Raw genomic sequence first — 12,469 nt, forward strand, 5'->3', positions numbered from 1 at the left:
TTCTTCCTAAGACCGCTTGGCCTCCGACTTGGCCGCGCCCTGGCCGCCCGAGGCCCGCGGCGCGCTGGTCGCGCTCCTCGGCGCCGGGCCGCCCGCCATCGGCGTGTGGGAGGCCCTCGACCAGGCCGGGCTGATCGTCCGGCTGCTGCCCGACTGGGAGCACGTCCGCAACCGGCCGCAGCGCAACCCCGTGCACCGCTTCACCGTCGACCGGCACCTCGTGGAGACCGCCGCCGGCGCCGCCGCCCTCACCCGCGAGGTCGCCCGCCCCGACCTGCTGCTCGTCGGCGCGCTGCTGCACGACATCGGCAAGGGCCGGCCCGGCGACCACTCCACCGCCGGCGCCGCGCTCGCCCGCGACCTCGGCGCGCGACTCGGCTTCCCCGGCGGCGACGTCCAGGTCCTGGAGACCTTCGTCCGGCACCACCTGCTGCTGCCCGAGACCGCCACCCGGCGCGACCTCGACGACCCCGTCACCATCGAGACCGTCACCGCCGCCGTCTCCGAGGTCCCCGGCCGCGGACGCGAGATCCTCGAACTGCTCGCCGCCCTCGCGGTCGCCGACGGCAACGCCACCGGCCCCGCCGCCTGGGGGCCGTGGAAAGCCCGCCTCGTCGCCGAACTCGCCCGCCGCGCCGCCGCCGCGCTGTCGGGCGGCAACCCGCAGCCCCCGCCCGCGCTCGGCGCCGACCGGCTCGCGCTCGTCCGCCACGACGGCGCCGCCGTCCGCGTCACCGGGTCCCGGATCACCGTCGCCGCCCCCGACCGCGCCGGGCTGCTCTGGCGCGCCGCCGGGGTCCTCGCCCTGCACCGCCTCGCCGTCCGCACCGCGCACACCGTCTCGTCCCCGGCCACCGGCGCGGACACCGCCGTCCTCGACTTCACCGCCGTCCCCGAGTACGGCACGCCGCCCGACCCGGCGGCCCTCGAGGCCGACCTGCGCCGGATGCTCGCCGACCGGCTCGACGTCGCCGACCGGCTCGACCGCCGCGCCCGCTCCGTCCGGATCCGGCCCGGCGCCGCCGTCCCGCCGCCGCGCGTCATGATCGTGGAGGACGCGTCCGACACCGCCACCGTCGTCGAGGTCCGCGCGCACGACCGGCCCGGCCTGCTGTGGCGGATCGGCCAGGCCCTCGGCGCCTGCGGCCTGCACATCCGCGCCGCCCAGGTCGACACGCTGGGCGCCGAGGCCGTGGACGTCTTCTACGTCGTGGACGGCGCCGGCGCCCCGATCACCGACTCCGCCGCGCTCTCCGCGGTCCGCGAACGCGTCCTGGACGCGCTCGGCTGACCCTCTTGCGAGGGCCGTCCCCGCGGGGCGGCGCCGGTGTCGCCGGGGTGCCGGGGGAGGGGATCGGCGCGAGCGGGCGGGGACCGGCCCGCGACCCTATACGCTGATAGGCGATCCCTGAAGCTTTCCAAGGACGGTCCAGACACGTGTTCGAGACGCTCTCCGACCGGTTGACGACGGTCTTCTCGTCGCTGCGCAGCAAGGGCCGGCTCTCCGAGGCCGACATCAACGCGACGGCCCGCGAGATCCGCATCGCGCTGCTCGAGGCAGACGTCGCGCTGCCCGTGGTCAAGGACTTCATCGCGCAGGTCAAGGAGCGGGCGCGCGGCGCGGAGGTCTCGCAGGCGCTGAACCCGGCGCAGCAGGTCGTCAAGATCGTCAACGAGGAGCTCATCAACATCCTCGGCGGCGAGACCCGGCGCATCCGGTTCGCCAAGACCCCGCCGACCGTGATCATGCTGGCCGGCCTGCAGGGCGCGGGCAAGACCACCCTGGCCGGCAAGCTGGCCCGGCACCTCAAGGCCGAGGGCCACACGCCGATGCTCGTCGCGGCCGACCTGCAGCGCCCGAACGCCGTCCAGCAGCTCCAGGTCGTCGGCGAGCGCGCCGGCGTCCCGGTGTTCGCGCCGGAGCCCGGCAGCGGCGTCGGCGACCCCGTGGACGTGGCGCGCCGCTCCCTCGACCAGGCCCGGCACGCCCTGCACGACGTCGTCGTCATCGACACCGCCGGCCGGCTCGGCATCGACGCCGAGATGATGCAGCAGGCCATCGACATCCGCGACGCCGTCCAGCCCGACGACGTCCTGTTCGTCGTCGACGCCATGGTCGGCCAGGACGCCGTCAACACCGCCCAGGCGTTCGTGGACGGCGTCGGCTTCGACGGCGTCGTGCTCACCAAGCTCGACGGCGACGCCCGCGGCGGCGCCGCCCTGTCGGTGCGGCACATCACCGGGCGTCCGATCATGTTCGCCTCGACCGGCGAGAAGCTGGAGGACTTCAGCGTCTTCCACCCGGACCGGATGGCCGGCCGGATCCTCGACATGGGCGACATCCTCACCCTGATCGAGCAGGCCGAGCAGGCGTTCGACGCCGAGCAGGCCGAGCGGATGAGCAGCAAGTTCGCCTCGGGCGAGGACTTCACCCTCGAGGACTTCCTCGAGCAGATGATGATGATCCGCAAGCTCGGGCCGATCGGCAACCTGCTCGGGATGATGCCCGGCATGGGGCAGGTCCGCGACCAGATCAGCCAGATCGACGACAAGGACCTGGACCGGATCGCCGCGATCATCCGCTCCATGACCCCGCAGGAGCGCTCCGAGCCGAAGGTCATCAACGGTTCCCGGCGGGCCCGCATCGCCAAGGGCTCCGGCGTCTCCGTCGGCGAGGTCAACAGCCTGGTCACCCGGTTCTTCGACGCGCAGAAGATGATGCGGCAGATGGCCGGCGGCATGGGGCTGCCCGGCATGCCCGGCGGCCGCCGCAAGGCCGCCAAGGCGGCCAAGGCCAAGAACAAGAAGGGCAAGCAGCGCAGCGGCGACCCGCGCAAGCGCGCCGGCGGCGGCAAGCAACCGCAGGAGCAGCAGCCCGCGGCCGACGGCATGCCGAAGGGCCTGCCGCCCGGCCTCGGCGGCCCCGGCGGCGGCCTGCCCCCGGGCCTCGGCGGCCAGCTCCCGCCCGGCTTCCAGATGCCCGACCTGGGCAAACTCCAAAACCGCAAGAACAAGTAACCCGGCCCCCGCGCGCCGCGAACCTTCGCGCGAGGGACGGGAACGGCGGGCAGCGCCATGGAGCGCGGCGACGGCCCGCTTGCGCACGGAGGTCGCGGCGCCTTGGTACCGCGACCTCCGTGCGCGGGGCCGGGAGAAGGCGTGGTCGGGCGGGCAACACGGCGTCCGCCGATTGCGCGTTCACGGTGTCGATCTGGCAGAATGACAGGCTGGAAACCCGGACTCGCGAGGCGCCCTCTCTCGTCCTGCGCGGCCGGAGTCCATCGGGCGGCGGTGAGCCGGTGTTCCCCACCTGGCACGGGCCGCCCACCCCGTAATGAAGTCTGGAGTACACCACACCCGTGGCAGTCAAGATCAAGCTCAAGCGTCTGGGGAAGATCCGGAACCCGCAGTACCGGATCGTCGTCGCCGACGCCCGCACCAAGCGTGACGGGCGGGCCATCGAGGAGATCGGGCTCTACCAGCCCAAGCAGGAGCCGTCGCTCATCCAGATCGACTCCGAGCGCGCGCAGTACTGGCTCGGCGTCGGCGCGCAGCCGACCGAGCCCGTGCTCAACCTGCTGAAGATCACCGGCGACTGGCAGAAGTTCAAGGGCGAGCCCGGTGCCGAGGGCACCCTCAGGGTCGCCGAGCCCAAGGCCGACCGGAAGGCCGCCTTCGAGGCCGCCGTCAAGGAGTCCATGGGCGACGACGCCGCCGAGGGCACCGCCACCCGCGCCAAGAAGAAGGCCGAGCCGAGGAAGTCCGAGGCGAAGGCCACCGAGACCGACGAAGCCAAGAGCGAGGGCTGACGTGCTCGAAGAAGCGCTCGAGCACCTGGTCCGCGGGATCGTGGAGAACCCGGACGACGTCCGGGTCCGCGCCCGCCGGATCAGGGGCGGCCGGGTCCTGGAGGTGCGCGTGCACCCCGAGGACCTCGGTAAGGTCATCGGCCGCAGCGGTCGTACCGCCAAGGCCCTGCGCACCGTGATCAGCGCCCTCTCCGGGGGCCGTTACGTGCGCGTGGACCTGCTCGACGTCAACGAGGTCCGCTGAGTGAGCCCCTGGCATCGCGTATGCCGGGGCCCGCTCGCCTCGGCGGCGGCCGTCTCGGCGGCCACCGCCGAGGGCGGCTCGCCGGCGGGCCTGCGGCTCGTCGCTCTCCCCGGCCCCTTCGCCGCCTCCTTCCGGGGCGGCCGGGTCCGGCGGGGCCGATGAGCGAGCCGCTCGCCGTCGGGCGGATCGGACGCCCGCACGGGATCCGCGGTGAGGTCACCATCGACGTCCGCACCGATGATCCCGACGGCCGATTCGCCGCCGGCGCGCGGATCGCGACCGATCCCGCGTCCGCCGGCCCGCTCACCGTCGAGCGCGCCCGGTGGCACTCGGGGCGCCTGCTCCTGCGCTTCTCCGGAGTCGACGACCGCGATGCCGCGGAGGACCTCCGCGGCACCTGGCTGGTCGTCGACTCCGGTGACATCCCCCCGTCCGCCGACCCGGACGAGTACCACGACCAGCAGCTGATCGGGCTCGCCGTCGTCACCGCCGGCGGCGCCGAGGTCGGCGAGGTCGCCGACATTCTGCACCACGGCCAGGACCTGCTGGTCGTCCGCGGCCCCGGCGGCGAGACGCTCGTCCCGTTCGTCGCCGCGCTCGTCCCCGAGGTGGACGTCCCCGGAGGCCGGCTCGTGATCGACCCGCCCCCCGGACTGCTCGACGGATCATGAAACTCGACATCGTCACGATCTTCCCGGAGTACTTCGCCCCCCTGGAGATCTCCCTGCTGGGCAAGGCGCGCCGCGCCGGGCTGCTCGACGTCCACGTGCACGACCTGCGCGGCTGGACGCACGACCGGCACCGCACGGTGGACGACACCCCGTACGGCGGGGGTCCCGGCATGGTGATGAAACCCGAACCCTGGGGTGAGGCACTCGACGCCATCGCGCCACCCGGCTCGGCGCCCCGCCTGGTCATCCCGACGCCCAGCGGCCGGCCGTTCACCCAGGCGCTCGCCGGGGAGTACGCCGCCGAGCCGTGGCTGCTGTTCGCCTGCGGCCGCTACGAGGGCATCGACTCCCGCGTCGCCGAGGAGGCCCGCGCCCGCATGCCCGTGGACGAGGTCAGCCTCGGCGACTTCGTCCTCGCCGGCGGCGAGGTCGCCGTGCTGGTCATGGTCGAGGCGGTCGGGCGGCTGCTGCCGGGCGTCCTCGGCAACGCCGACTCCGTCGCCGACGACTCCTTCGCCCCCGGCGCGATGGAATCCCTGCTGGAAGGCCCCGTCTACACCAAGCCGCCCGTCTGGCGGGACCGCGCCGTCCCGGACGTCCTGCTGTCCGGCCACCACGGCGCGATCGCCCGCTGGCGCCGCGACGAGGCGCTGCGCCGCACCGCCCGGCACCGTCCCGAACTGCTGCCGCGCCTGGCGTCCAGCGTCCTCGACGAGCATGATCGCCGGGTGCTGCGGGAGGCCGGTTTTCCGGTTGACGCCGAAGATATGGCAGACTGAGGCGTCCGTGCGCTCGTACGCGCGGCACGAAGACCACTCTCCGCGGCGCGACGCCCCCACCCATGTCCCATGGGGCCTCTCGACGCCCGCGTTCGACCCAGAGGAACCGCTGCGATGCACACCCTGATCCAGGAGATCGAGAAGGCCGCCATGCGCGCCGACGTCCCGGACTTCCGTCCGGGCGACACGCTGAAGGTGCACGTGCGCGTCACCGAAGGCAACCGGAGCCGTATCCAGGTCTTCCAGGGCGTGGTGATCCGGCGGCAGGGCGGCGGCGCCCGCGAGACCTTCACCGTCCGCAAGGTCAGCTACAGCGTCGGCGTCGAGCGGACGTTCCCGCTGAACAGCCCGTCGATCGACAAGATCGAGGTCGTCACCCGCGGTGACGTGCGCCGCGCCAAGCTCTACTACCTGCGCAACCTGCGGGGCAAGGCCGCCCGCATCAAGGAGAAGCGCGACTTCTGATCGCGCGGTGTCAGCCGACGCCCCGGGAACCCGCCGCGGTGCCCGGGGCGTTGCCCGTTTCGGGCGGGTACGACGGTAGGGCCACAGGGCGACACGCCCAGCCGACCGGTGCGCGGGGCCCGCCGCCGCTAGGCTTTGTCTCTGATGGCAGAAGAGGACGATCGGAGAGACGTGCGATCCGAAGCCGAGGGCGCGGTGCCCGATGAAGAGGAGACCGTGACCTCCGCAGAGGAGACGGCCGACGACGACTCCGCCGAGGACGACGGCAAGGAGAAAAAGAAGAAGCAGGGGTCGTTCTGGAAGGAACTGCCCATCCTGATCGTCGTCGCGGTCGTCCTCGCCCTCGTCATCAAGGCGTTCGCGGTGCAGGCGTTCTACATCCCGTCCGGGTCCATGGAGAACACCCTCCAGATCGGCGACCGGGTCCTCGTCAACAAGATCGTCTACCACACGCGCGACATCCGCCGCGGCGACGTCGTCGTCTTCAACGGCCTCGACTCGTGGGACCCCGAGACCCACATCTCCAAGCCGACGAACCCCTTCTCCAAGGCGCTGCGCGCCGTCGGCACCGCCTTCGGCGTGGCGCCGAACGAGAAGGACTACATCAAGCGCGTCATCGGCGTCCCCGGCGACCACGTGCACTGCTGCGACACCCAGGGCCGCGTCACCGTCAACGGCGTCCCGCTGGAGGAGAAGTCCTACCTCTACACCGACCCGGTGACCCACGAGCAGAACAAGCCGTCCAACGAGCCCTTCGACGCCTACGTGCGGAAGGGCCAGCTCTGGGTCATGGGCGACCACCGGGACCTGTCCTACGACTCCCGCTCGCACCGCGGCGACCCCGGCGGCGGCACCATCCCCACCGACCGCGTCATCGGCCGCGCCTTCGTCATCGTCTGGCCGCTGAACCGCATCGACTCGCTCCCGATCCCGGACACCTTCAAACAGGCGGGCTTCAAGACCGCCTCCATGGCCGCCCCGGAGACCCCCGTGGCCCTGGGCGTCGTCGGCACCCTTCCCATCGCCTACCTCCGCCGCAGACGCCGGCGCAGGTGACCCGGCCACCTGCGCGCATGCCCGGAAGAGTGGGGTTCGGGGAGCGGCGGGGCGTTGTGGGGACGTACGCTGCGGGGCATGAAGGGTCGTCCGCTTCGCTTCACGCCGCGCCGTGACGCGGGCCTCCACGCCTACGAGCGCGCGTTGGAGCACGCCGGTTTCAGCCCCGTGGCGGGCGTCGACGAGGCAGGCCGCGGAGCCTGCGCGGGGCCGCTGGTCGTCGGCGCCGTGATCCTTCAGGGCGGACGGGGCGGCCGCATCGAGGGGCTCACCGACTCGAAGATGCTGACCCCGGCGCGCCGGGAGGAGCTGTACGCCGAGATCACCCGGCGGGCCCGCGCGTGGAGCGCGGTGATCATTCCCTGCCATGACATCGACCGGATCGGGCTGCACCGCTGCAACGTCGCCGGGATGCGGCGGGCCCTGGCGGCCCTGGACACCCGCCCCGCCTATGTGCTCAGCGACGGCTTCCCGGTGCCGGGGCTGGAGGCTCCGGGGCTGGCGGTGATCAAGGGCGACCAGGTCGCCGCGTGCGTGGCGGCCGCCTCCATCGTCGCGAAGGTCACCAGGGACCGCATCATGGTGGATCTCCACCGGCGCTACCCCGAGTACGGCTTCGACGTGCACAAGGGATACGTGACCCGCGCGCACGGCGCGGCCCTGGCCGAGCACGGGCCCTGTCCGGAGCATCGGTTCTCCTACGTCAATGTCGGGCGTGCCTTGCGTAACAATGGGGAAGTGGCCTTGGGGGAGAAGACCGAAGGGGAGGTCCCCGGCGAGGGCCGTACGGAAGGGGCACGCGTGTGAGCGCCGAGGATCTCGAGAAGTACGAGACCGAGATGGAGCTGCAGCTCTATCGCGAGTACCGCGACGTCGTCGGGCTCTTCACCTACGTCGTCGAGACCGAGCGCCGGTTCTACCTCACCAACTCGGTCGACCTGCAGGTGCGGGGCGCCGACAACGGCGAGACGTTCTTCGAGGTCACGATGCAGGACGCCTGGGTCTGGGACATGTACCGCCCTGCCCGCTTCGTCAAGAACGTGCGTGTCGTCACGTTCAAGGACGTCAACATCGAGGAACTGGCGAAGAGCGAATTCGAACTCCCCTCCGATCAGTGATGCCCGGCCGCCCGCGGGCGGCCCTCGGGACGAGATCGTTGGGTGCGGTCTCCGTTGCCGCGGTCGTGGGGGAGTCGCGCGGTGTTCGGTTTCGGGCATGTCCGCTCCTGTTCACCGGGGTTTCGCAGATCAATGGGGTGACTTGGCGGATCTGGCGAGCCGCCAGCCGCTGGGGGCGCGCTCGATGAAGCCGGACGCCGCCAGCAGCCCGAGCTTGGCGTTGACGGCGGTCAGGTCCATCCCGGCTTTGGCGGCCAGGGCGGCCGGGCCGGTAATGCCCCGTGCGGGGAAGGCCTCCAGGACGGCGCGGGTGACCGGTTCCAGCCGGTCGCGGGGGAGGACGGGCGTCCGCGGCGGCGGGGCCAGGTCGGCGCCCAGCCGGCCGACGGCCTCGACGATCTCCTCGGTGCGGCTGACAAGGACGGTGCCCTCCTGCCGCAGCAGCTGATGGCAGCCGACCGATGACCTGGAGGTGACCGGCCCCGGCATCGCCATCACGACGCGGCCGAGCCGGCGCGCCCACGCGGCGGTGTTGAGCGCGCCGCTGCGCGCCTCCGCCTCGACGATCACCGAGCCGCGGGACAGGGCGGCGATCACCCGGTTGCGGACCAGGAAGCGCAGCCGGTGCGGGTGGGTGCCCGGCGGCGACTCGCTCACCAGCAGGGACCGGCGCGCCATCTCGGCGAACATGCCCTCGTTGGAGGCCGGGTAGGGGACGTCCACGCCGTTGGCGAGAACCGCGACCGTGCGCCCGTCGGCGGCGAGGGAGCCGCGATGGGCGGCGGCGTCGATGCCGAGCGCGCCGCCGGAGACCACCGTCCAGCCGTCGTCGGCGAGTTCGGAGGCGAAGTCGGAGGCCATCCGCCGCCCGTACGGGGAGGCGGCGCGGGAGCCGACCATGGCGACCGACCGCAGGCAGGCGTGCCGCAGGTCCTCGGGGCCGCGGAGCCAGAGCGCGTAGGGGCGCTCGCCGCCGAGGTCGTCCAGGGTGGTGGGCCATTCCGGCTCTCCCGGGCAGACGAGGCGCCCGCCGAACTGCGCGCAGACGGTCAGATCCCGGTCGGGCTCGGCGGCGGCCAGCCGGATGCGCCAGTGCTCCAGCCGCTGGACCTCCTTCGGAGCGGCGGGCAGGTCGGGCGGGACGGTTTCGGAGCGGATCGCGTCGAGCGCCCCCTCGGGGCCGCAGTGGCCGATGAGGCGGTTGAGGAACGCGTCCCCGGGCTCCGCGACGGCCGTGAGCGTGGCGCGGGCGGTCCGCTCCGGCGTCATGGGGCTCATGGTCATGACCGCCCCGCGTGCCAGAGCGCCAGGGCGCCGCCGATGTCGTCCGCCTCGGGCTCGTCGTGGCCGGAGAGGTCGGCGATCGTCCACGCGACGCGCAGCACGCGGTCGAGGCCGCGTGCGCTGAGGATGCCCCGTTGCAGCGACTCGTCCGCCATGCGCATTGCGTCCTGGCCCGGGGTGAAGCGGCGGCGCAGCTCTGGCCCTGGGATCTCGGAGTTCGATCTCCACGGGGTGCCGGTCAGGCGTTTCATGGTCCGCTCCCTGGCGAGCATTACGCGCTCGGCGACCACCTTGCTGGCTTCGGCGAACTCCAGGTCGTACCGCAGCTCGGCCCTGGTCGCGGGCGCCAGCTCCAGCTTGAGGTCGATGCGATCGAGGAGCGGCCCGGTGACCCGGGTGCCGTACTTGCGGCGCACCCCGGGGGCGCAGGAGCAGTCGACCTGCTTGGCCGCCGCGCAGGGGCATGGATTGGCCGCGAGGACGAGGGTGAAACGCGCGGGGAAGCGAGCTGTGCCCTCGGCCCGGCTGATCCGCACCTCGCCCGCCTCGAGCGGCTGGCGGAGGGCGTCGAGGGTGCCCGCCATGAACTCGGGCGCCTCGTCCAGGAAGAGGATCCCGCGGTGGGCGAGCGAGACGGCGCCCGGTTGCAGCACCCGGCCCGATCCGCCGCCGACCATGGACGCCCGGCTGGCGGTGTGGTGCGGCGCGTGGAACGGGGGCTGGGTGATCAGCGGCTGGCCGGGCGGGAGCGTCCCCGCGACGGAGTGGATGGCGGTGACCTCAAGTGCGGAGTCGGGCTCCAGCGGCGGCATCAGCGTCGGCAGCCGCTCGGCCAGCATGGTCTTGCCGCAGCCCGGTGGGCCGCTGAAGTAGAGATGGTGGCCGCCCGCGGCGCTGATCTCCAGGGCCCGCCTGGCCTCCGCCTGGCCCCGGACGTCGGCCAGGTCGAGATCGGCGGGGGCGTCGGACCGACGGAGCGCCGGCCTGTCCACCGCCACCGAGGCGTCGTCGGGCTCGGTCTCCTCGATGGGCGGCGGCTCGTCCCGCAGGATGCACAGCAGGCCGCGCAGCGTCGCCGCGGAGACCACGTCCACGCCCGGCACCAGCTCCGCCTCGGCGGCGTTCGCCCGCGGCACGACGACCGTGCGGCAGCCGTAGTTCGCGGCGGCCAGCACCGCCGGCAGCACGCCCTGGATGGGCCGGAGCCGGCCGTCGAGACCGAGCTCGCCGATCAGCACCAGCCCCGCGCAGGACCGCGCGGGGACGACCTCGGCCGCGGCGAGCAGCGCGACGGCAATGGCGACATCGAAGATCGATCCTTTCTTCGGCATGCTCGCGGGGAACAGCGACACGGTCACGTGGCGATTGGGCCAGTCCTCGCCGGAGTTGAAGACCGCCGCGCGGACGCGGTCGCGGGCCTCGCTGAGCGCGGTGTCGGGCAGCCCGACCAGGTGCAGGCCCGGCACCCCGCTGGTGAGGGCCGCCTCGACGTCCACGACGAAGCCGTCCATCCCGACCAGGGAGACCGAACGGGTCTTGGCGAGCGTCATTCAGCACACCTCCTTCAGGTGATCGATCGAGAAGCCGTCCCCTGCGACGACCAGGCCGAGCACGTCCACCCGGACGGCGGTGCCGCTGACGCCGTGCGCGGCGGCCCACCGCCAGGCCAGCCGCCGTAACCGCGCGGACTTGGCCGTGGTGATCGCCTCCAGCGGGTCGCCGAACAGCGCCGAGCGGCGCGTCTTCACCTCGCAGACGACGTGGGCGCGGCCGTCGTGGGCCACGATGTCGAGCTCCCCTTCGGGGCAGCGCCAGTTGCGGTCGAGGACCTTCCAGCCGAGCCCGGCCAGATAGGCGGCCGCCGCGTCCTCTCCGCGCCGGCCCAGTTCGATGTGGGCGTTCATGTGCCTCACCTCCGGCCTCCGACGCTGCCCGACCCGTGATCCGCGGAATAGGCGAACGTCGTTCTGTGGAAAACCCCTCGGCATTTGCGGTGATTCGACGAAAACGGTCTTTTGGTGCTTGCTTCGGGACGGTGGGTGCCGCAGCGTGGCCCTGTGGATCTGAACGAGGCCGTGGAGGAATTCGGGCGGCACCTGCGCGCCGAACGCGGCGTCTCGCCGCACACGCTGCGCGCCTACCTCGGAGACCTGACGGACCTCAGCGCCTACGCGGCCGACGTCGGGGTGACGGACCCGGCCGACCTGGACGTGTCGCTCCTGCGCGCCTGGCTGGCCCGCCAACACGCCCTCGGGCGGGCGCGCGCCACCCTCGCCCGCCGGACGGCTGCGGTACGCGCGTTCACCCATCACCTTCACCGGCGCGGCCTTCTACAGGACGATCCCGGCCTTCTGCTGGGCACGCCGAAGAAACGCCGCGACCTTCCCGGCGTGCTCAATCAGGACGATGCGGCGCGCCTTCTCGACACAATGGACACCGAAGGCCCCATGGGGCTGCGCGATCTGGCCGTCCTAGAGGTCCTCTACGGGACGGGCGTACGAGTCAGTGAACTGTGCGGGCTCGATATCGACGATGTGGACACCGGCCGCCGGACGATACGCGTTCTCGGCAAGGGGGACCGCGAGCGCACCGTCCCCGTCGGCGAACCGGCCTTGCGCGCCGTCCAGGACTGGCTCAGGGCGGGGCGTCCGGCGGTGGCGACCGAGATCAGCGGCCCGGCGCTGTTCCTCGGCGCCCGCGGCGGCCGCCTCCATCCGACGAGCGCCCGCCGGATCGTCCATTCCCGGATCTCCGAAGCGGGTCAAATGCCCGATCTAAGCCCCCACGGACTCCGGCACACCGCCGCCACGCACCTGCTGGAGGGCGGCGCGGACCTCCGCAGCGTCCAGGAGATCCTCGGCCACGCGTCCCTGCAGACCACGCAGCTCTACACCCATGTCTCGGCCGAACGCCTCAAGCGGGTCCACCGCCAAGCCCACCCCCGCGCCGCCCGAGACGACCAAGCCCCCTGAACCCCGCCACCCCTCCCAACCGCCGTGGACCCCGTGCGCAGGCCCCCGGCATGCGGGGGTGAGGCCTCTGG

13 protein-coding genes are annotated in these 12,469 nt (G+C 72.9%); 10 read left to right on the top strand and 3 right to left on the bottom strand.

The window, feature by feature from the left end; genetic code table 11:
* Window positions 1–1,437: 1,437 nt before the first annotated feature.
* From ffh to ABD296_RS37395, 9 genes are all read left to right on the top strand, one after another.
* Window positions 1,438–3,018 (top strand): signal recognition particle protein, encoded by a 1,581-nt coding sequence (gene ffh / locus ABD296_RS37355; RefSeq protein WP_344278724.1) that lies wholly within the window; start codon window positions 1,438–1,440, stop codon window positions 3,016–3,018.
* A 341-nt stretch (window positions 3,019–3,359) separates the two neighbouring features.
* Window positions 3,360–3,809 (top strand): 30S ribosomal protein S16, encoded by a 450-nt coding sequence (rpsP, locus tag ABD296_RS37360; protein ID WP_344278726.1) that lies wholly within the window; start codon window positions 3,360–3,362, stop codon window positions 3,807–3,809.
* A 1-nt stretch (window position 3,810) separates the two neighbouring features.
* Complete coding sequence (locus ABD296_RS37365) at window positions 3,811–4,053, top strand: RNA-binding protein (RefSeq protein WP_021598307.1); 243 nt, start codon at window positions 3,811–3,813, stop codon at window positions 4,051–4,053.
* A gap of 158 nt (window positions 4,054–4,211) precedes the next feature.
* A complete protein-coding gene (gene rimM, locus ABD296_RS37370) occupies window positions 4,212–4,724 on the top strand; it encodes a ribosome maturation factor RimM (RefSeq protein WP_344278729.1) in 513 nt (170 codons plus the stop codon).
* The gene (trmD, locus tag ABD296_RS37375) at window positions 4,721–5,503 is read left to right on the top strand and encodes a tRNA (guanosine(37)-N1)-methyltransferase TrmD (RefSeq protein ID WP_344278731.1); all 783 of its coding nucleotides are present in this window, start codon (window positions 4,721–4,723) and stop codon (window positions 5,501–5,503) included. Before rimM ends, trmD begins: the two co-directional genes overlap by 4 nt.
* Before the next feature lie 114 nt (window positions 5,504–5,617).
* A complete protein-coding gene (rplS, locus tag ABD296_RS37380; RefSeq protein WP_067461562.1) occupies window positions 5,618–5,968 on the top strand; it encodes a 50S ribosomal protein L19 in 351 nt (116 codons plus the stop codon).
* 171 nt (window positions 5,969–6,139) lie between these two features.
* Window positions 6,140–7,024 (top strand): signal peptidase I, encoded by an 885-nt coding sequence (gene lepB, locus ABD296_RS37385; protein ID WP_344278740.1) that lies wholly within the window; start codon window positions 6,140–6,142, stop codon window positions 7,022–7,024.
* A gap of 78 nt (window positions 7,025–7,102) precedes the next feature.
* Window positions 7,103–7,831 carry a ribonuclease HII gene (locus tag ABD296_RS37390; RefSeq protein WP_344278743.1) on the top strand — a complete coding sequence of 243 codons (729 nt, stop codon included), beginning with the start codon at window positions 7,103–7,105 and terminating at the stop codon, window positions 7,829–7,831.
* Window positions 7,828–8,142: a DUF2469 domain-containing protein gene (locus ABD296_RS37395; protein WP_344278746.1), complete on the top strand. Its 315-nt coding sequence runs from the start codon at window positions 7,828–7,830 to the stop codon at window positions 8,140–8,142. The genes ABD296_RS37390 and ABD296_RS37395 overlap by 4 nt, the downstream gene beginning before the upstream one ends.
* 129 nt (window positions 8,143–8,271) lie before the next feature.
* On the opposite strand, the gene dprA is transcribed toward ABD296_RS37395, so the two are convergent.
* From dprA to ABD296_RS37410, 3 genes are read right to left on the bottom strand one after another with little or no spacing between them, the layout of a single operon-like run.
* Entirely contained in the window at window positions 8,272–9,411 is a 1,140-nt protein-coding gene (gene dprA, locus ABD296_RS37400; RefSeq protein ID WP_344278749.1) for a DNA-processing protein DprA, read from the bottom strand.
* Window positions 9,412–9,422: 11 nt separating this feature from the next.
* Window positions 9,423–10,976 (bottom strand): YifB family Mg chelatase-like AAA ATPase, encoded by a 1,554-nt coding sequence (locus ABD296_RS37405; RefSeq protein ID WP_344278752.1) that lies wholly within the window; start codon window positions 10,974–10,976, stop codon window positions 9,423–9,425.
* Entirely contained in the window at window positions 10,977–11,330 is a 354-nt protein-coding gene (locus tag ABD296_RS37410) for a YraN family protein (protein ID WP_344278755.1), read from the bottom strand.
* 153 nt (window positions 11,331–11,483) lie between these two features.
* Here ABD296_RS37410 and ABD296_RS37415 point away from each other — a divergent pair, with 153 nt between their 5' ends.
* Entirely contained in the window at window positions 11,484–12,398 is a 915-nt protein-coding gene (locus ABD296_RS37415; RefSeq protein ID WP_344278758.1) for a tyrosine recombinase XerC, read from the top strand.
* Window positions 12,399–12,469: the final 71 nt, after the last annotated feature.

Origin of the sequence: Actinomadura napierensis (genome assembly GCF_039529375.1) — a bacterium.
GTDB classification, from domain to species: Bacteria; Actinomycetota; Actinomycetes; order Streptosporangiales; family Streptosporangiaceae; genus Spirillospora; species Spirillospora napierensis.